The organism is Pseudomonas sp. S2_H10 (assembly GCF_054668285.1).
In genome coordinates this window covers 3,363,314-3,380,917 of sequence record NZ_CP162754.1, presented here as the reverse complement: position 1 = coordinate 3,380,917, position 17,604 = coordinate 3,363,314, and the positions used below count along the sequence as shown (strand labels likewise).

16 protein-coding genes are annotated in these 17,604 nt (G+C 60.2%); 13 read left to right on the top strand and 3 right to left on the bottom strand.

The window, feature by feature from the left end; translation table 11 throughout:
* Nucleotides 1-46 precede the first annotated feature (46 nt).
* Genes AB4O16_RS15145 through AB4O16_RS15125 form a run of 5 tightly spaced genes read left to right on the top strand, consistent with a single transcriptional unit; the run spans nucleotide 47 to nucleotide 4,030 of the window.
* Nucleotides 47-1,012: a sulfonate ABC transporter substrate-binding protein gene (locus tag AB4O16_RS15145; protein ID WP_460155247.1), complete on the top strand. Its 966-nt coding sequence runs from the start codon at nucleotides 47-49 to the stop codon at nucleotides 1,010-1,012.
* Nucleotides 1,013-1,037: 25 nt separating this feature from the next.
* On the top strand, nucleotides 1,038-2,186 hold the full coding sequence (ssuD, locus tag AB4O16_RS15140) for an FMNH2-dependent alkanesulfonate monooxygenase (RefSeq protein WP_160386192.1): 1,149 nt from the start codon (nucleotides 1,038-1,040) through the stop codon (nucleotides 2,184-2,186).
* A 9-nt stretch (nucleotides 2,187-2,195) separates the two neighbouring features.
* A complete protein-coding gene (gene ssuC / locus AB4O16_RS15135; protein ID WP_160386191.1) occupies nucleotides 2,196-2,978 on the top strand; it encodes an aliphatic sulfonate ABC transporter permease SsuC in 783 nt (260 codons plus the stop codon).
* Entirely contained in the window at nucleotides 2,975-3,781 is an 807-nt protein-coding gene (gene ssuB / locus AB4O16_RS15130; protein ID WP_160386190.1) for an aliphatic sulfonates ABC transporter ATP-binding protein, read from the top strand. Before ssuC ends, ssuB begins: the two co-directional genes overlap by 4 nt.
* A 33-nt stretch (nucleotides 3,782-3,814) precedes the next feature.
* Nucleotides 3,815-4,030, top strand: coding sequence for a TOBE domain-containing protein (locus AB4O16_RS15125; protein WP_007967989.1), 216 nt, complete (start codon nucleotides 3,815-3,817; stop codon nucleotides 4,028-4,030).
* Between the two features lie 192 nt (nucleotides 4,031-4,222).
* Here the strand turns inward: AB4O16_RS15125 and AB4O16_RS15120 are convergent, their stop codons facing one another.
* Complete coding sequence (locus AB4O16_RS15120; protein WP_460155246.1) at nucleotides 4,223-4,855, bottom strand: TetR/AcrR family transcriptional regulator; 633 nt, start codon at nucleotides 4,853-4,855, stop codon at nucleotides 4,223-4,225.
* A gap of 227 nt (nucleotides 4,856-5,082) precedes the next feature.
* On the bottom strand, nucleotides 5,083-6,459 hold the full coding sequence (locus tag AB4O16_RS15115) for a glutamine synthetase family protein (protein ID WP_160386188.1): 1,377 nt from the start codon (nucleotides 6,457-6,459) through the stop codon (nucleotides 5,083-5,085).
* Nucleotides 6,460-7,114: 655 nt separating this feature from the next.
* Between AB4O16_RS15115 and AB4O16_RS15110 the strand changes: the two genes are divergently transcribed.
* From AB4O16_RS15110 to AB4O16_RS15080, 7 genes are all read left to right on the top strand, one after another.
* Entirely contained in the window at nucleotides 7,115-8,473 is a 1,359-nt protein-coding gene (locus AB4O16_RS15110; protein WP_160386187.1) for a glutamine synthetase family protein, read from the top strand.
* A 59-nt stretch (nucleotides 8,474-8,532) separates the two neighbouring features.
* Nucleotides 8,533-9,897, top strand: a complete 1,365-nt coding sequence (locus AB4O16_RS15105) for an aspartate aminotransferase family protein (RefSeq protein WP_160386186.1) — start codon at nucleotides 8,533-8,535, stop codon at nucleotides 9,895-9,897.
* A gap of 187 nt (nucleotides 9,898-10,084) precedes the next feature.
* Complete coding sequence (locus AB4O16_RS15100; RefSeq protein WP_103395837.1) at nucleotides 10,085-11,197, top strand: polyamine ABC transporter substrate-binding protein; 1,113 nt, start codon at nucleotides 10,085-10,087, stop codon at nucleotides 11,195-11,197.
* A gap of 188 nt (nucleotides 11,198-11,385) precedes the next feature.
* Nucleotides 11,386-12,483, top strand: a complete 1,098-nt coding sequence (locus AB4O16_RS15095) for a polyamine ABC transporter substrate-binding protein (protein ID WP_160386185.1) — start codon at nucleotides 11,386-11,388, stop codon at nucleotides 12,481-12,483.
* Between the two features lie 72 nt (nucleotides 12,484-12,555).
* Entirely contained in the window at nucleotides 12,556-13,698 is a 1,143-nt protein-coding gene (locus AB4O16_RS15090) for an ABC transporter ATP-binding protein (protein ID WP_160386184.1), read from the top strand.
* The gene (locus tag AB4O16_RS15085; RefSeq protein ID WP_460158027.1) at nucleotides 13,695-14,615 is read left to right on the top strand and encodes an ABC transporter permease subunit; all 921 of its coding nucleotides are present in this window, start codon (nucleotides 13,695-13,697) and stop codon (nucleotides 14,613-14,615) included. The genes AB4O16_RS15090 and AB4O16_RS15085 overlap by 4 nt, the downstream gene beginning before the upstream one ends.
* Nucleotides 14,612-15,502, top strand: a complete 891-nt coding sequence (locus tag AB4O16_RS15080) for an ABC transporter permease subunit (protein WP_015097268.1) — start codon at nucleotides 14,612-14,614, stop codon at nucleotides 15,500-15,502. Before AB4O16_RS15085 ends, AB4O16_RS15080 begins: the two co-directional genes overlap by 4 nt.
* Before the next feature lie 131 nt (nucleotides 15,503-15,633).
* Here the strand turns inward: AB4O16_RS15080 and AB4O16_RS15075 are convergent, their stop codons facing one another.
* A complete protein-coding gene (locus tag AB4O16_RS15075) occupies nucleotides 15,634-16,275 on the bottom strand; it encodes an HD domain-containing protein (RefSeq protein ID WP_460158026.1) in 642 nt (213 codons plus the stop codon).
* 306 nt (nucleotides 16,276-16,581) lie between these two features.
* Here AB4O16_RS15075 and AB4O16_RS15070 point away from each other — a divergent pair, with 306 nt between their 5' ends.
* On the top strand, nucleotides 16,582-17,547 hold the full coding sequence (locus tag AB4O16_RS15070; RefSeq protein WP_160386181.1) for a GlxA family transcriptional regulator: 966 nt from the start codon (nucleotides 16,582-16,584) through the stop codon (nucleotides 17,545-17,547).
* The last annotated feature ends 57 nt before the right edge of the window (nucleotides 17,548-17,604 follow it).

The following is a 17,604-nucleotide window of genomic DNA, read 5'->3' as shown; positions in this document are numbered from 1 at the left end:
GGGCAAGCAGGTGCAGCCAAAACCCAACTGCAAAAAGGAGAGCGCCATGCGCCCTGTCATTTTGCGTCGTGGTCTGGTCGCTCTGTTTGTTGCGGCTGTCACCTTCGGCGCCATTACTCAAGCTCAGGCCGAGACGTTAAGAATCGGCTATCAAAAGTACGGCACCCTGGTGCTGCTCAAAGCCAAAGGCACCCTGGAAAAACGCCTCGCCGCCCAAGGCGTGGACGTGCAATGGACTGAGTTCCCCGGTGGCCCGCAACTGCTCGAAGGCTTGAACGTCGGCTCCATCGACTTCGGCGTCACCGGTGAGACTCCGCCGGTGTTCGCTCAAGCGGCCGGCGCAGATCTGCTCTACGTCGCCTACGAACCGCCAGCGCCGCACAGTGAGGCGATCCTGGTGCCGAAGGACTCGGCGATCAAATCGGTGGCCGAGCTCAAGGGCAAGAAAATCGTGCTCAACAAGGGCTCCAACGTGCACTACCTGCTGGTGCGCGCACTGGAAGACGCCGGCCTCAAATACACCGATATCCAGACCGTATTCCTGCCGCCGGCCGATGCCCGCGCCGCGTTCGAGCGTGGCAGCGTCGACGCCTGGGTCATCTGGGACCCGTACCAGGCCGCCGCTGAACAACAGTTGCAAGCGCGCACCCTGCGTGATGGTCAAGGCATCGTCGACAACCATCAGTTCTATCTGGCGACCAAGCCTTATGCGCAGAAAAATCCCGAGGTGATCAAGACCCTCGTCGAAGAAGTGCGTGCGGTCGGCGAATGGTCCAAAGCCAACCCGCAAGAGGTGACTCAACAGGTTTCGCCGCTGCTCGGCCTGCCGGCGGATATCACCCTGACCTCAGTGAAACGCCAGGGTTACGGCGCGCTGTTCCTCACCCCTGAAGTGGTCGCCGCGCAGCAGAAAATCGCCGACAGCTTCTACCAGCTCAAGCTGATTCCCAAGCCGTTGAGCATCAAGGACGTGATCTGGACGCCGCCGGCTGCCGTTGCAAAAGCCCAATAATTCGATTCCCCAAGGAGACCACTCCATGAGCCTCAATATCTTCTGGTTCCTGCCTACCCACGGCGACGGCCATTACCTTGGCACCGCCGAAGGCGCACGCGCCGTTGACCACGGTTATCTGCAACAAGTCGCACAGGCAGCGGATCGCCTGGGGTTCGGCGGGGTACTGATCCCTACCGGCCGTTCGTGCGAAGACTCGTGGCTGGTGGCGGCATCGCTGATTCCTGTGACCCAGCGTTTGAAGTTCCTCGTCGCTCTGCGCCCCGGGATCATTTCCCCGACGGTGGCGGCGCGTCAGGCCGCGACCCTGGATCGGCTGTCCGGCGGGCGTGCGTTGTTCAACCTGGTGACGGGCGGGGATCCGGAAGAATTGGCGGGTGATGGTCTGTTCCTCAGTCACGAAGAGCGCTATCAGGCCTCGGTGGAGTTCACCCGCATCTGGCGCCGCGTGCTGGAAGGTGAAACCGTCGATTACGACGGTCAGCACATCAGCGTGAAAGGCGCGAAATTGCTCTATCCGCCGGTCCAGCAACCGCGTCCGCCACTGTACTTCGGCGGTTCTTCGGAAGCCGCGCAAGACTTGGCCGCTGAACAGGTGGAAATGGTCCTGACCTGGGGCGAGCCACCGGCAGCCGTTGCGGAAAAAATCGAACAGGTCCGGGCCAAGGCCGCCAAGCTCGGTCGTACCGTGCGCTTCGGCATTCGCCTGCATGTCATCGTGCGCGAAACCAACGAAGAGGCCTGGAAGGCTGCGGACCGACTGATCTCGCATCTGGACAACGACACCATCGCTCGCGCCCAGGCTTCGCTGGCACGCTTCGATTCGGTCGGTCAGCAACGCATGGCCGCCTTGCATGGCGGCAACCGCGACAACCTGGAAGTCAGCCCTAACCTGTGGGCCGGTGTCGGCCTGGTGCGCGGCGGTGCCGGTACGGCGCTGGTGGGCGATGGTCCGACGGTGGCCGCTCGCGTCAAGGAGTACGCGGACCTGGGCATCGACACGTTCATTTTCTCCGGTTATCCACATCTGGAAGAGTCGTACCGGGTGGCCGAGTTGCTGTTCCCGCACCTCGATGTCGAGCGTCCCGAGCTACCGAAAGGTGCCGGTTACGTCAGCCCGTTCGGCGAGATGGTCGCCAACGACATCCTGCCCAAAGCCGCGTCCCAGAGCTGAGGCGCGGTCATGAAGAAAATCATCCATAGCCTCGCGCCCTGGGCGTTGCCGGTGTTGCTGCTGGCGGTGTGGCAGTTGAGTGTGTCGGCGGGTTGGTTGTCGACACGGATCCTGCCGGCCCCGATCGCCGTGATCGAAGCGGGCGTGAGCCTGGTGCGCAGCGGCGAAATCTGGACACACCTGGCTATCAGCGGCTGGCGTGCCGCGCTCGGTTTCACCATCGGTGGCGGCATCGGCCTGACGCTTGGCTTCATTACCGGACTGTCGAAGTGGGGCGAGCGCCTGCTCGACAGTTCGGTGCAAATGATCCGCAACGTGCCGCACCTGGCGCTGATCCCGCTGGTGATCCTGTGGTTCGGCATTGACGAGTCGGCGAAGATTTTCCTGGTGGCGCTGGGCACATTGTTCCCGATTTACCTCAACACCTATCACGGCATCCGCAACGTCGATCCGGCGCTGGTGGAGATGTCGCGCAGCTATGGCCTGACGGGTTTCAGCCTGTTCTGGCAGGTGATTCTGCCGGGGGCGCTGCCTTCGATTCTGGTCGGCGTGCGTTTCGCCCTGGGCTTCATGTGGTTGACGCTGATCGTCGCGGAAACCATCTCCGCGAGTTCCGGCATCGGCTATCTGGCCATGAATGCCCGGGAGTTCTTGCAGACGGACGTGGTGGTGTTGGCGATTCTGTTGTACGCGGTGCTCGGCAAGCTGGCCGACCTCGCGGCCCGTGGACTTGAGCGGGTGTGGCTGCGCTGGCACCCGGCGTATCAGGTGGCCAAGGGAGGTGCAGCATGATCGCCGAGCAACCTCCACGCCTGCTGCGCGGGATTCCGCTGGCGGTGCGCAAGCTGCAAAAAACCTTCGGCTCGCGGCAGGTGCTGCGCGAGATCGACCTGCACATTCCGGCCGGCCAGTTTGTCGCCGTGGTGGGTCGCAGTGGTTGCGGCAAAAGCACCTTGTTGCGCTTGCTGGCCGGCCTTGATCAACCCACCGCCGGTGAATTGCTCGCCGGCGCCGCACCACTGAGTGAGGCGCGGGAAGACACCCGGCTGATGTTCCAGGAAGCACGTCTGCTGCCGTGGAAAAAGATCATCGACAACGTCGGCCTGGGCCTCAAGGGCAACTGGCGACCGCAAGCACTTGAAGCTCTGGAAGCGGTGGGTCTGGCGGATCGTGCCAACGAGTGGCCAGCGGCGCTGTCCGGTGGACAGAAGCAGCGCGTGGCTTTGGCGCGTGCGTTGATTCACCAACCGCGCCTGCTGTTGCTCGACGAACCCTTGGGTGCGCTGGATGCCCTGACCCGAATTGAAATGCAGCAACTGATCGAGCGCCTCTGGCAGCAGCACGGCTTTACCGTGTTGTTGGTGACCCACGACGTCAGTGAAGCGGTGGCGATCGCCGATCGGGTGATCCTGATCGAAGACGGCGAAGTCGGCCTCGACCTGCACGTGGAACTGCCGCGGCCTCGGGTCCGTGGCTCTCATCGGCTGGCGGCGCTGGAAACCGAAGTGCTCAATCGCGTGCTGGCGCTGCCCGGCCAGCCGCCGGAACCGGAACCTGTTTCACCCTTGCCCACGCAGTTGCGCTGGGCTCAATAACTCAAGTCTTATCCCACGACAGGAATCAACATCATGACTATCAAGGCCATCAACGTTCGCAACCAGTTCAAAGGCTCCATCAAGGAAATCGTGCTCGGCGACGTACTGTCGGAAATCGACGTGCAGACCGCGTCCGGCATCGTCACTTCGGTGATCACCACCCGCTCTGTGAAAGAACTTGAGCTGGCGGTCGGCAGTGAAGTGATCGCGTTCGTGAAATCCACCGAGGTGTCGATCGCCAAGTTGTAAGCCGTGTGCACAAACAACAACCCCGGAGGGTTTGAGCCCTTCGGGGTTTTTTGTGCGTGCGTGTCTTGAGTTGAGCGGTGCGGCCATCGCGGGCAAGCCCGCTCCCACAGGGTTTTCTGTCGTTCACAGAATCTGAATTCACAGAAGACCCTTGTGGGAGCGGGCTTGCCCGCGATGAGGCCCGAGAATGCGCTAGAGATTCCGCTTGGGCAGATAGGGCGGCAAATACAACCCCACATAAGCATCAAACACCCGCATCCCTTCCTCGGCCATGCGCGGCGTAATCTGCCCGTGCTGTTGCACCGAACGCGCATACACCCGGTCGCCCAACTCCATCGCCAGGGCAAACACATCCACATCATCCGGCAGCTTCGGCAGCTCGAAATGATGATCGAAAAGCTTGTGCATCAGGTCGCCCAGTTCGATGTCGTGCTGGCGGTCGGCCTGGGTGACTTCGGTCAGGCCGTGCTGGGCGAGGATGAGCTGGCGCGCAGCGGCGTCCTCTGCGTAGATGTCCAGCATGCGTTGCTCGACCAGTCGCGACAGATCCCGCCAGCCGTTCAAGGCATGGTGATCGATGGGCGCTTGCAGACAGGCGCGGAACGCAGCGTGGATGTCGGCGGTCAAGGCTTCCAGCAACGCCGGCACACTGGCGAAGAAATGGTAGACCGAGGAGGGCGGAATCTCCGCGCGCTCGGCGACGCTGTAGATCGACAGGCTGGCCACGCCCTCGGCGGCCAACAGCGTGCGGGCCGCATCGAGTATCGAGTCGATCCGGGCCTGGCTGCGTGCGCGGGGTTTGCGGGGAGTGGTTACGCGTGTCATTGAAGTCTCCTGCGGGGCAGCGGGCATTGTACGAGCAGGGTTGTGTGTTGTCTCGTCGGCCGCCATCGCGAGCAAGCTCGCTCCCACAGGGATCTTCTGCGAACACAACATTTGCGTTGAACACAAATCCAGTGTGGGAGCGAGCTTGCTCGCGATCCGCCGCAGGCGGCCATAAAAAAACGCCGCTGGCTGTGAGGCCAACGGCGTTTCTTCACTACTGCAACCGCTTAAACGGTATGCAGGTACCAGTTGTACTCGAGGTCGGAGATGGAGTGTTCGAACTCCTCCAGCTCGCTCTCTTTACAGGCCACGAAGATATCGATGTATTTCGGATCGATGTACTTGGCCATGACTTCGCTGTCGTCCAGCTCGCGCAGTGCATCGCGCAGGTTGTTCGGCAGGCTCTGCTCGTTCTGCTCGTAGCTGTTGCCTTCCACCGGAGCGCCAGGCTCGACCTTGTTGGTCAGGCCGTGGTGCACGCCCGCCAGGACCGAAGCCATCAGCAGGTACGGGTTGGCATCGGCGCCGGCCACGCGGTGTTCGATGCGCACGGCATCGGCAGAGCCGGTCGGCACGCGAATCGCTACGGTACGGTTGTCCAGGCCCCAGCACGGCGAGTTCGGCACGTAGAACTGTGCACCGAAACGACGGTAGGAGTTGACGTTCGGGCAGAGGAAAGCCATCTGCGCCGGTAGGGTCTCGAGCACACCGCCGATCGCGTGACGCAGTGCGGCGTTCTGCTCGGGATCCTCACTGGCAAAAATGTTTTTGCCATCTTTATCGAGAATCGAGATATGGACATGCAGACCATTGCCCGCCTGGCCCGGGTAAGGCTTGGCCATGAAGGTGGTGTCCATTTCATGGTCGTAGGCGATGTTCTTGATCAGGCGCTTGAGCAGGACCGCATAGTCGCAGGCCTTGATCGGGTCGGCCACGTGGTGCAGGTTCACTTCGAACTGCGCCGGGGCACTTTCCTTGACGATGGCGTCGGCCGGGATGCCTTGCTCTTTCGCACCTTCCAGGATGTCCTGGAGGCAGTCGACGTATTCGTCGAGGTCGTCGATCAGGTAGACCTGTGTCGAGTGCGGACGTTTGCCGGAAACCGGCGAGCGAGGTGGTTGCGGACGACCGTTCACGTTCTCCTGGTCGATCAGGTAGAACTCCAGTTCGAACGCGGCGCAGATGGTCAGGCCCATTTCGTCGAACTTGCGCACGACATTGGCCAGCACTTCACGCGGGTCGGCGAAGAAGGGTTCACCTTCGAGTTCGTGCATGGTCATCAACAGTTGCGCGGTAGGGCGCTTCTGCCATGGCTCGTTGCACAGGGTATCGGGAATTGGATAGCAGATTCGGTCAGCATCACCGATGTCCAGGCCCAGGCCGGTGCTTTCCACCGTGGAGCCATTGATATCCAGAGCAAATAGAGAGGCCGGCAGGTTGATGCCTTTCTCGTAAACCTTGTGGAGGCTGGTGCGTTCGATGCGCTTGCCGCGCACCACACCATTCATATCCGCAATCAGAAGGTCAACGTACAGAACCTCAGGATGTTCCTTAAGGAACGCGTTCGCTTCGTTAAGCTGAACGGCACGCGGGGGTACCGACATGATGCAACACCTTTGTTGTTAAAAATATCAATCATTGATCTTTTCTGGTTTCAGTCAACCCGAACGGCATGCCGAAGTCAAGCGAGGCCTTTTTTGCCCTAAAAAAGCGCTCGTGGGGCTTTTTTGAGGCTCTTTGGGGCACTTTTGCTCCGCTGGGCGTTGCGACGGCCGCGAGCTTGAGCGGGCCGTGTTGTATTTTTTACGGGGGTGTTGTGTAAAAAAATGAACAAGGCTAAGCTCGAATCAAACCCATAACAGCAATAATACCGGGGTGCTTCATGTCTCGCCTGCCGATAATCGGCATCACCGACTGCTCAAGACAGCTCGGTCGGCATGTTCATCACATCAGTGATGACAGGTCGGTCCGTTCCATGGCTTCAGCGGCTGCGGTGATCCTCTCATCCGTGACGGTCCGACCGTCCCCGTCCGTTATTCTGGACGGTCGCGATGGCACCCCCATTACGGTTACTCCATTCAATATAGAACCGATTCACAATAGCGGCCTGACCATCGTTCAGGGCACCGCTCGCGATTCTGCACGCCCGGCCTTTGCAGCAGCGATAATCTGCCGCGCAAACGCTCTACAACGCGACGCCGATGCGTCAAACAACGCCTGACCTTAAAAGGGTCAGACAACTCAAGCCTAGAGGCATTTATGAGTAACAACCTCGACCAGCTCACCGATTGGTTGAAAAACCACAAGATCACAGAAGTCGAATGCATGATCGCCGACTTGACCGGGATTACCCGGGGCAAGATTTCGCCGACCAACAAATTCATCGCCGAAAAGGGCATGCGCCTGCCAGAAAGCGTTCTGCTGCAGACCGTGACCGGCGATTACGTCGAAGACGACATCTATTACGAACTGCTCGACCCGGCCGACATCGACATGATCTGCCGCCCCGACCAGAGCGCGGTGTATCTGGTGCCCTGGGCCATCGAGCCGACCGCGATCGTCATCCACGACACTTACGACAAGCAAGGCAACCCGATCGAGCTGTCGCCGCGCAACGTGCTCAAGAAAGTCCTGAAACTCTATACCGACAAGGGCTGGAAGCCGATCGTGGCGCCGGAAATGGAGTTTTACCTGACCAAGCGCAGTGACGACCCGGATTACCCGTTGCAGCCGCCGATCGGTCGCTCCGGTCGTCCGGAAACCGGGCGCCAGTCGTTCTCCATCGAAGCGGCGAACGAATTCGATCCGCTGTTCGAAGACGTCTACGACTGGTGCGAACTGCAGGACCTGGACCTCGACACATTGATCCACGAGGACGGCACGGCGCAGATGGAAATCAACTTCCGTCACGGCGATGCCCTGTCCCTGGCCGACCAGATCCTGGTGTTCAAGCGCACCATGCGCGAAGCCGCGCTCAAGCATGACGTGGCCGCGACCTTCATGGCCAAGCCGATGACCGGCGAGCCGGGCAGTGCCATGCACTTGCACCAGAGCATCATCGACATCGAGACCGGCAAGAACATCTTCTCCAACGACGACGGGACCATGAGCCAGTTGTTCCTGCACCACATCGGTGGCTTGCAGAAACTCATTCCCGAGCTGTTGCCGCTGTTCGCCCCGAACGTGAACTCGTTCCGCCGCTTCCTGCCGGACACTTCGGCGCCGGTGAACGTGGAGTGGGGCGAAGAGAACCGCACCGTGGGCCTGCGGGTGCCGGATGCCGGGCCGCAGAACCGCCGGGTGGAAAACCGCCTGCCGGGCGCCGATGCCAACCCGTACCTGGCGATTGCCGCGAGCCTGCTCTGCGGTTACATCGGCATGGTCGAAGGCCTGAACCCGAGTGCGCCGGTAGTGGGGCGTGGCTATGAACGCCGCAACCTGCGCCTGCCGCTGACCATCGAGGACGCGCTGGAGCGCATGGAAAACAGCGCGACCATCGAGCGTTACCTCGGCAAGAATTTCATCACTGGCTACGTCGCGGTCAAGCGGGCCGAGCATGAAAACTTCAAGCGCGTCATCAGTTCGTGGGAAAGGGAATTCCTGCTCTTTGCCGTCTGATACGCCGGGCACCGCCGCTGCCTGGCGGTGCTTTCACCTGATTTTTTTAGGAGATTCACATGACCAGCAACAATCCGCAAACCCGTGAATGGCAAACCTTGAGCAATGATCACCACCTGGCTCCGTTCAGCGACTTCAAGCAGCTGAAAGAGAAAGGCCCGCGGATCATCACCAGCGCCAAGGGCGTTTACCTCTGGGACAGCGAAGGCAACAAGATCCTCGACGGTATGGCCGGCCTGTGGTGTGTCGCGATTGGTTATGGTCGCGATGAACTGGCCGATGCCGCCAGCAAACAGATGCGCGAGCTGCCTTACTACAACCTGTTCTTCCAGACCGCGCACCCGCCGGTACTGGAGCTGGCCAAGGCTATCGCCGACATCGCGCCAGAAGGCATGAACCACGTGTTCTTCACCGGTTCCGGCTCCGAAGGCAACGACACCATGCTGCGCATGGTCCGTCACTACTGGGCGATCAAGGGCCAGCCGAACAAGAAAGTCATCATCAGCCGCAAGAACGGCTATCACGGTTCCACCGTGGCCGGCGCGAGCCTGGGCGGCATGACCTACATGCACGAGCAGGGCGACTTGCCGATCCCGGGCATCGTCCACATTGCCCAGCCGTACTGGTTCGCCGAAGGCGGCGACATGACCCCGGAAGAATTCGGTATCTGGGCGGCCAACCAGCTGGAAGAAAAGATTCTTGAAGTCGGCGTCGACAACGTCGGTGCCTTCATTGCCGAGCCGATCCAGGGCGCCGGCGGCGTGATCATTCCGCCAGAGACCTACTGGCCGCGCATCAAGGAAATCCTCGCCAAGTACGACATCCTGTTCGTGGCTGACGAAGTGATTTGCGGTTTCGGTCGTACCGGCGAGTGGTTCGGTGCCGATTTCTACGACCTCAAGCCCGACATGATGACCATCGCCAAGGGCCTGACCTCGGGCTACATCCCGATGGGTGGCCTGATCGTGCGTGACGAAGTGGTGGACGTGCTCAATGAGGGCGGCGACTTCAACCACGGTTTCACCTACTCCGGTCACCCGGTAGCCGCTGCCGTGGCACTGGAAAACATCCGCATCATGCGCGACGAGAAAATTATCGAGCGCGTCAATGCAGAAACGGCACCGTATTTGCAAAAGCGTCTGCGGGAACTGAACGATCACCCGCTGGTGGGTGAAGTTCGCGGGGTCGGGCTGCTGGGTGCCATCGAACTGGTCCAGGACAAGGCCACACGCAAGCGTTACGAGGGCAAGGGCGTCGGCATGATCTGCCGTCAGTTCTGCTTCGACAACGGCCTGATCATGCGCGCCGTCGGCGACACCATGATCATCGCTCCGCCACTGGTGATCACACCGGCGGAAATCGATGAACTGGTAACCAAAGCTCGCAAGTGTCTTGACCTGACCCTGAGTGCGTTGCAGGGCTAAGTGCTAGGCTCAGAGCGGGAGTTGCTGGGGTTTGTATCAAAACAGCTACTTTCGCTCGGAGCTGTCAGAAAGCGTGGCCTTTCCTTGAAAGACCGATGCGGATCTTGCCAGACTAGCCGCGGTTCCAGTTGCCCGGGTTCGGTCGCTGAACAAGTGGTTCAAAAAAGAAAAATTTGGAGCATTACGCATGAAGGCACTAGGTAAAAAGCTCGCTGGCAAGACTCTCCTTGCCATGTCGCTGATGGGGTTGATGGCGGGCGCGGTTCAGGCCGATGACAAAGTACTGCACGTGTACAACTGGTCCGACTACATTGCACCGGACACCATCAAGAAGTTTGAAGACGAGTCGGGCATCAAGGTTGTCTATGACGTCTTCGACAGCAACGAAACCCTGGAAGCCAAGTTGCTGGCAGGCAAGTCCGGTTACGACATCGTCGTACCGTCGAACAACTTCCTGGCCAAGCAGATCAAGGCCGGCGTTTACCAGAAGCTGGACAAGTCCAAGCTGCCTAACTGGAAGAACCTGAACACCGACCTGCTCAAGGCCGTTTCGGTCAGCGACCCGGGCAACGAACACGCCTTCCCGTACATGTGGGGTTCGATCGGTATCGGCTTCAACGCCGAGAAGGTCAAGGCCGCACTGGGCGCCGACGCACCGGTGGATTCCTGGGACCTGATCTTCAAGCCTGAAAACGCCGCCAAGCTGAAATCGTGCGGTATCAGCCTGCTGGACTCGCCAACCGAGATGATTCCGGTAGCACTGCATTACCTGGGCCTGCCGACCGACAGCCAGAAGAAAGAAGACATCGACAAGGCTGAAGCGCTGATCATGAAGGTCCGTCCTTCGATCGCCTACTTCCACTCGTCCAAGTACATCTCCGACCTCGCCAACGGCAACATCTGCGTGGCCGTGGGTTACTCGGGTGACATCTACCAGGCCAAGTCCCGCGCTGCCGAAGCCGGTGACAAGGTGAAAGTCAGCTACAACATTCCGAAAGAAGGTGCAGGCAGCTTCTACGACATGGTCGCCATCCCTAAAGATGCCGAAAACGTCGAAGGCGCCTACAAGTTCATGACCTTCCTGCAGAAGCCGGAAATCATGGCTGAAATCACCAACGCCGTGCGTTTCCCGAACGGTAACGCGGCTGCCACGCCACTGGTGGACAAAGACATCACCAGCGACCCGGGCGTTTACCCGCCAGCGGACGTACTGGCCAAGCTGTACGCGATCGCCGACCTGCCGGCCGCGACCCAGCGGATCATGACCCGCAGCTGGACCAAGATCAAATCCGGTAAATAAGCCGGTTTGATGCAACAACCCGTTGTCGTCACCCGCGCGGTGGCGACAACAGGTGTAATTAAATGACAGAAAGTTTTGCTGGAACGGTTTTTCGAGGGTAAGTTGCGCGCCGGTTTAGTTGCTGGGCAATCACGGTTGCCATGTAACGCGGGTCAACTTGGGCCCAACTAATTTTAGAGGACCTCCACGTGCCTATTTTTTCTTTGTTGCGCAATGCCATGCTGGTTGGCGCCGGGCTGACGATTGCTGTCAGTGTCCAGGCCGCCGGTACCGTGCATATTTATAACTGGTCGGACTACATCGGCGAGACCACTCTGGCCGACTTCCAGAAAGAGACCGGAATCAAGCCGGTCTACGACGTCTTCGACTCCAACGAAACCCTGGAAGGCAAGCTGCTGGCCGGGCGTACCGGCTACGACGTGGTCGTGCCGTCGAACCACTTCCTTGGCAAGCAGATCAAGGCGGGTGCTTTCCAGAAGCTCGACAAGTCGCAGTTGCCGAATTACTCGAACCTCGACCCGGCGTTGCTCAAGCGTCTGGAGCAGAACGATCCGGGCAACCTGTATGCCGTGCCGTACCTGTGGGGCACCAATGGCATCGGCTACAACGTCGACAAGGTCAAGGCGGTGCTGGGCGTCGACAAGATCGATTCCTGGGGCGTGCTGTTCGAGCCGGAGAACATCAAGAAACTGCAAAAGTGTGGCGTGGCGTTCCTCGACTCTGCCGATGAAATGATGCCGACGGTCCTCAACTACATGGGCCTGGATGCCAACAGTACCAATCCCGAAGATTACAAGAAGGCGACTGCCAAGTTGCTGGCCGTGAGGCCGTACGTCACCTACTTCAGCTCGTCCAAGTACATCACCGACCTCGCCAATGGCGATATCTGCGTGGCGGTAGGGTTCTCCGGCGACATCTTCCAGGCGCGCAACCGTGCCGCGGAAGCCAAGAAAGGCATCAACATCGCCTACGCCATTCCGAAGGAAGGCGGCGCGCTCTGGTTCGACATGCTGGCGATTCCGAAGGGCTCGGCCAACTCCAAGGAGGCTCATGCCTTCATCAACTATTTGCTGAAGCCTGAGGTCATCGCCCAGGTCAGTGATTACGTCGGCTACGCCAACCCGAACCCCGGGTCGGACAAACTGATGGAACAGTCCATTCGCACCGACGAAGCGGTTTATCCGCCGCAAGAGGTGCTCGACAAGACCTACGTGTCCATCGAGCTACCGCCGAATATTCAACGCGTGATGACCCGCAGCTGGACCACGGTCAAGACGGGTAAATAGCTTCAAGGCTCAAACTATCCAAAGTTGGCTCACCTTGAGCGAACTGCACTCTTTTTTCTGGGAGTTTCGTAAATGGCAGTTGCCTCCGGCGCCTATAAGAAAGCCCTCGAGGGCGACCAGTCACCTAAACAGGTGCTGGTCAAAATCGACCGGGTCACGAAGAAGTTCGACGAGACGATTGCCGTGGACGATGTGTCCCTGGAAATCAAGAAAGGCGAAATTTTCGCCCTGCTCGGCGGCTCGGGATCGGGCAAGTCCACTTTGCTGCGCATGCTCGCAGGTTTCGAACGGCCCACGGAGGGACGCATTTTCCTTGATGGCGTAGACATCACCGACATGCCGCCCTACGAGCGGCCGATCAACATGATGTTCCAGTCCTACGCCTTGTTCCCGCACATGACCGTGGCGCAGAACATCGCCTTCGGCCTCAAGCAGGACAAGATCCCGGCTGCAGAAGTCGATGCCCGTGTGGCAGAAATGCTCAAGCTGGTGCAGATGAGCCAGTACGCCAAGCGCAAGCCGCACCAGTTGTCCGGCGGTCAGCGTCAGCGTGTGGCCCTGGCCCGTTCCCTGGCCAAGCGCCCGAAGCTGTTGCTGCTCGACGAACCGATGGGTGCGCTGGATAAAAAGCTGCGCTCGCAAATGCAGCTGGAGCTGGTCGAGATCATCGAACGCGTCGGCGTAACCTGCGTCATGGTGACCCACGACCAGGAAGAAGCCATGACCATGGCCGAGCGCATCGCGATCATGCACCTGGGCTGGATCGCCCAGATCGGCAGCCCGATCGACATCTACGAAACCCCGACCAGCCGCCTGGTCTGCGAATTCATCGGTAACGTGAACATCTTCGAAGGCGAAGTGATCGACGACGCCGAAGGCCACGCGATCATTACCTGCAAGGACATGGACCACCAGATCTACGTGGGCCACGGCATCAGCACCTCGGTGCAGGACAAGTCGGTCACCTACGCGATCCGTCCGGAAAAACTGCTGGTCACCGCCGAAAAGCCGACCTGCGAGTACAACTGGTCGAGCGGCAAAGTGCATGACATCGCCTACCTCGGTGGCCACTCGGTGTTCTACGTCGAACTGCCAAGCGGCAAGCTGGTGCAGTCGTTCGTGGCCAACGCCGAACGTCGCGGGCAGCGTCCGACCTGGGGTGATCAGGTCTACGTGTACTGGGAAGACGACAGCGGCGTGGTGCTTCGCTCATGAACATGCGCAAATTCAAACGCCGTCTCAATCGAATAATTCCCGGTGGCCGTCAGATGGTCATCGGCATCCCATTCATCTGGCTGTTCCTGTTCTTCATGCTGCCGTTCTTCATCGTCCTGAAGATCAGCTTCGCCGAAGCAGACGTGGCCATTCCGCCGTACACCGAAATCTACAGCTACGCCGAGCAGAAGCTGCAGTTGCTGCTTAACCTGGGCAACTACTCGATGCTGGCCGGTGACGAGCTGTACATCGCCGCTTACCTCGGCTCGTTGAAGATGGCGTTGTTCAGCACCATCCTCTGCCTGTTGATCGGCTACCCGATGGCCTACGGCATCTCCGTTGCACGCAAGGAAATGCAAACGGTGCTGGTGCTGCTGATCATGATGCCGACCTGGACCGCGATCCTGATCCGCGTTTATGCGTGGATGGGCATCCTCAGCAACAACGGCCTGCTCAACGGTTTCCTGATGAGCATGGGCTGGATCAGCGAACCGCTGCAGATCCTCAATACCAACCTGGCGGTCTACATCGGCGTGGTTTACTCCTACCTGCCGTTCATGATCCTGCCGCTGTACGCCAACCTGGTGAAGCACGACCAGAGCCTGCTGGAAGCCGCATCCGACCTGGGTTCGAGCACCTTCAACAGCTTCTGGAAAATCACCGTGCCGCTGTCCAAGAACGGCATCATCGCCGGCTGCATGCTGGTGTTCATCCCGGTGGTGGGCGAGTTCGTGATCCCGGAACTGCTCGGCGGTCCGGAAACCCTGATGATCGGTAAAGTGCTCTGGCAAGAGTTCTTCAACAACCGTGACTGGCCGGTGGCGTCTGCCCTGGCGGTGGTGATGCTGGCGATCCTGATTGTGCCGATCATTCTGTTCAACCGCAGTCAGGCCAAGGAAATGGAGGGTAAAGAATGAAGCGCTTCCGTTTCTCCAGCCTGATGCTGGTCGTGGGTCTGTTGTTCATCTACCTGCCGATGCTGATCCTGGTGATCTACTCGTTCAACGCCTCCAAGCTGGTAACAGTGTGGGGCGGCTGGTCGATCAAGTGGTATGTCGGCCTGCTCGACAACAGCCAACTGATGGGTTCGGTGGTGCGTTCGCTGGAAATCGCCTGCTACACGGCGGTGGCAGCGGTGGCGCTGGGTACATTGGCGGCGTTCGTGCTGACACGTATTACGCGCTTCAAGGGCCGCACCCTGTTCGGTGGCCTGGTCACTGCACCGCTGGTGATGCCTGAGGTGATCACCGGTCTGTCGCTGTTGCTGCTGTTCGTGGCCATGGCGCAGATGATCGGGTGGCCGCAGGAACGCGGCATCGTCACCATCTGGATCGCCCACACCACGTTCTGTGCGGCCTATGTGGCGGTGGTGGTGTCGGCACGCTTGCGCGAGCTGGACCTGTCCATCGAAGAGGCGGCCATGGACCTCGGTGCGAAACCGTGGAAGGTGTTCTTCCTGATCACCATCCCGATGATCGCGCCGTCGCTGGCAGCGGGCGGCATGATGTCGTTCGCCCTGTCGCTGGATGACCTGGTGCTGGCGAGCTTCGTGTCCGGCCCGGGTTCCACGACCCTGCCGATGGAAGTGTTCTCGGCGGTGCGCCTGGGGGTCAAACCCGAGATCAACGCCGTGGCCAGCCTGATCCTGTTGGCGGTGTCGATCGTGACCTTCCTGGTGTGGTTCTTCAGCCGTCGCGCCGAAGAAAGCCGCAAGCGTGCGATCCAGCAAGCGATCGAAGAAGCGGCAGCCGACTCTTGGAAACAGCCGGACGTGCGTCGCGCACAGGCGCCGGAAGCGGCATAAGCCTGACGGTTGATCACACCTTTGTGATCAACCCGAATCCCCTGTAGGAGCCGGCTTGCTGGCGATGGTGTGTCAGTCACATTGATTTCGACTGACACACCATCGCCAGCAAGCCGGCTCCTACAAGGGGCTTATGCGACCCAAGGGGATTGGCGGATGACCTCGACAAAGTTCATCGGCTTGAACCCCGGCTCCTGATCCACCAGCACATCGGTCTTCACATTGCCGAACGTGGTCTGCGGGCGATGACGCAAGCCGTCGGCAAACGCACAGATGATGCACTCCTTGAACCCCTCTCCCCGTGGATGCGCATGCACCACCGCTTCACGCTGCACGCTGGAAAACGCCGCGTAGTCCATGCCCAGCACGTCCATCTCGACGCCAGCCGTGACCAACGCCACGGTGGGCCGCAAATGCCGGGGCACGCCCGGCGTGGTGTGCAGGGCAATCGATAACCAGACCTGTTCGATATCGTCGTCGCTCAGCCCGTAAGGCTTGAGAAACGCTGCCGCCGCATTGGCCCCGTCGACTTCGAAGCGCTCGTTGTCGCTGCGATGACCTTGCACCAGGCCGACATCATGGAACATCGCGCCGATGTACAGCAGCTCGGGGTTGTAGGCCAGTTGCTTGCGTTCGCCGCTCAATGCACCGAACAGGAAGACCCGGCGCGAGTGGTGGTAAAGCAGGTCGGATTCGATGTCGCGGATGTACTCGGTGGCGGCCCGCGCCAAGGTGCTGTCGGGGATCCTGATGCCGGCGATGGTGGTGCTCATGGAGTGTTCCTCGTCGTGAACGCCATGATGGCGCTGAGGGGGCCAGTCTGTTCCGGCGCCCGAAACCGGACAATCGATCCATGGCTGCGATCCCGGCCAATGAGCATGCATATCGCGCCAACCTCGCTTGTTGGGTGTGGATTGGCTAGGGTGCATGCAGACCCTGTAGGAGCGAGCCTGCTCGCGATGAACCTGAGAGCGCCGCGGGGTGTCAGGCACCCATCGTTATCGTTGACGACCATCGTGAGCAGGCTCGCTCCTACAAGGTGTGCGTTGCAATCAGTGCCATGAGAGGCTCTTCGAACCATGAGTAAAACCATCGCCATCGTGGTCTTCGCCGGCGTCCAGTCGCTGGACGTCACCGGCCCCATGGATGTGTTTGCCGAGGCCAATCGCTTTCTTGCCCCCCAGGATCACTATCGGCTGGAGGTGATTGGCGTCGAGCGCGGGATGATGGCGTGCTCCAACGGCCTTTCACTCAACGCCCATCGGCATTTCAGCGAAGCGCTGCAAGCGTACGACTTGCTGCTGGTGGCCGGCGGGCCGCAGTTGCCGTTCATGAGTTTCGGCGCGGCATTCGACACCTGGCTGCGCGAAGCCTGCGCACGGGCACAGCGGTTTGGCTCGATCTGCAACGGCGCCTTCATGCTCGCCCGTGCCGGGTTGCTGGAGGGGCGCACGATCACCACGCATTGGCAGGACGCAGCGGATCTGGCGGCGCTGTGCCCCTCGTCCCGGGTGGAGGCGGATCGTCTCTACGTAGAGGACGGGGACCTGTTCACCTCGGCCGGGGTCACCGCGGGCATCGATCTGTCCCTGTACCTGTTGGGCCGGGATCAGGGACCGGAAGTGGCGCTGAACGTCGCCAAGCGGCTGGTGGTGTTCACCCAGCGCTCGGGCGGGCAATCGCAGTTCAGCCCGTTCCTCACGCCCCACGCCGAACCCACCTCGGCGGTGGCCATGGTCCAGCATTACGTGTTGGCCAACCTGACCGGTGACCTGACCATTGCCGATCTGGCCAACGCGGCCAACATGAGTGCGCGCAATTTTTCCCGGGTATTTGCCAGGGAAGCGAAAATCACCCCGGCCGAGTTCGTCGAGCGCGCGCGGGTCGATGCGGCGCGGGTGATGCTCGAAAGCACCCGTGCGCCGCTCAAGACCGTGGCTTATCAATGCGGTTTCCGCGATGCCCAGCACATGCGCAGTGTGTTCAATCGCAGATTGGGGGTGACGCCGCAGCAGTTCAGGCTGAATTTTGCGGCGATTGTTTGAAGCCTTGTGTCGTTCTTTCGGGCCTCATCGCGGGCAAGCCCGCTCCCACAGGTTTTT

Bases quoted from the DNA above. Each gene is read 5' to 3' on its own strand.
- AB4O16_RS15145 (WP_460155247.1), top strand. From the start codon at position 47: ATGCGCCCTGTCATTTTGCGTCGTGGTCTGGTCGCTCTGTTTGTTGCG.
- ssuD (WP_160386192.1), top strand. From the start codon at position 1,038: ATGAGCCTCAATATCTTCTGGTTCCTGCCTACCCACGGCGACGGCCAT.
- ssuC (WP_160386191.1), top strand. From the start codon at position 2,196: ATGAAGAAAATCATCCATAGCCTCGCGCCCTGGGCGTTGCCGGTGTTG.
- ssuB (WP_160386190.1), top strand. From the start codon at position 2,975: ATGATCGCCGAGCAACCTCCACGCCTGCTGCGCGGGATTCCGCTGGCG.
- AB4O16_RS15125 (WP_007967989.1), top strand. From the start codon at position 3,815: ATGACTATCAAGGCCATCAACGTTCGCAACCAGTTCAAAGGCTCCATC.
- AB4O16_RS15120 (WP_460155246.1), bottom strand. From the start codon at position 4,855: ATGACACGCGTAACCACTCCCCGCAAACCCCGCGCACGCAGCCAGGCC.
- AB4O16_RS15115 (WP_160386188.1), bottom strand. From the start codon at position 6,459: ATGTCGGTACCCCCGCGTGCCGTTCAGCTTAACGAAGCGAACGCGTTC.
- AB4O16_RS15110 (WP_160386187.1), top strand. From the start codon at position 7,115: ATGAGTAACAACCTCGACCAGCTCACCGATTGGTTGAAAAACCACAAG.
- AB4O16_RS15105 (WP_160386186.1), top strand. From the start codon at position 8,533: ATGACCAGCAACAATCCGCAAACCCGTGAATGGCAAACCTTGAGCAAT.
- AB4O16_RS15100 (WP_103395837.1), top strand. From the start codon at position 10,085: ATGAAGGCACTAGGTAAAAAGCTCGCTGGCAAGACTCTCCTTGCCATG.
- AB4O16_RS15090 (WP_160386184.1), top strand. From the start codon at position 12,556: ATGGCAGTTGCCTCCGGCGCCTATAAGAAAGCCCTCGAGGGCGACCAG.
- AB4O16_RS15085 (WP_460158027.1), top strand. From the start codon at position 13,695: ATGAACATGCGCAAATTCAAACGCCGTCTCAATCGAATAATTCCCGGT.
- AB4O16_RS15080 (WP_015097268.1), top strand. From the start codon at position 14,612: ATGAAGCGCTTCCGTTTCTCCAGCCTGATGCTGGTCGTGGGTCTGTTG.
- AB4O16_RS15075 (WP_460158026.1), bottom strand. From the start codon at position 16,275: ATGAGCACCACCATCGCCGGCATCAGGATCCCCGACAGCACCTTGGCG.
- AB4O16_RS15070 (WP_160386181.1), top strand. From the start codon at position 16,582: ATGAGTAAAACCATCGCCATCGTGGTCTTCGCCGGCGTCCAGTCGCTG.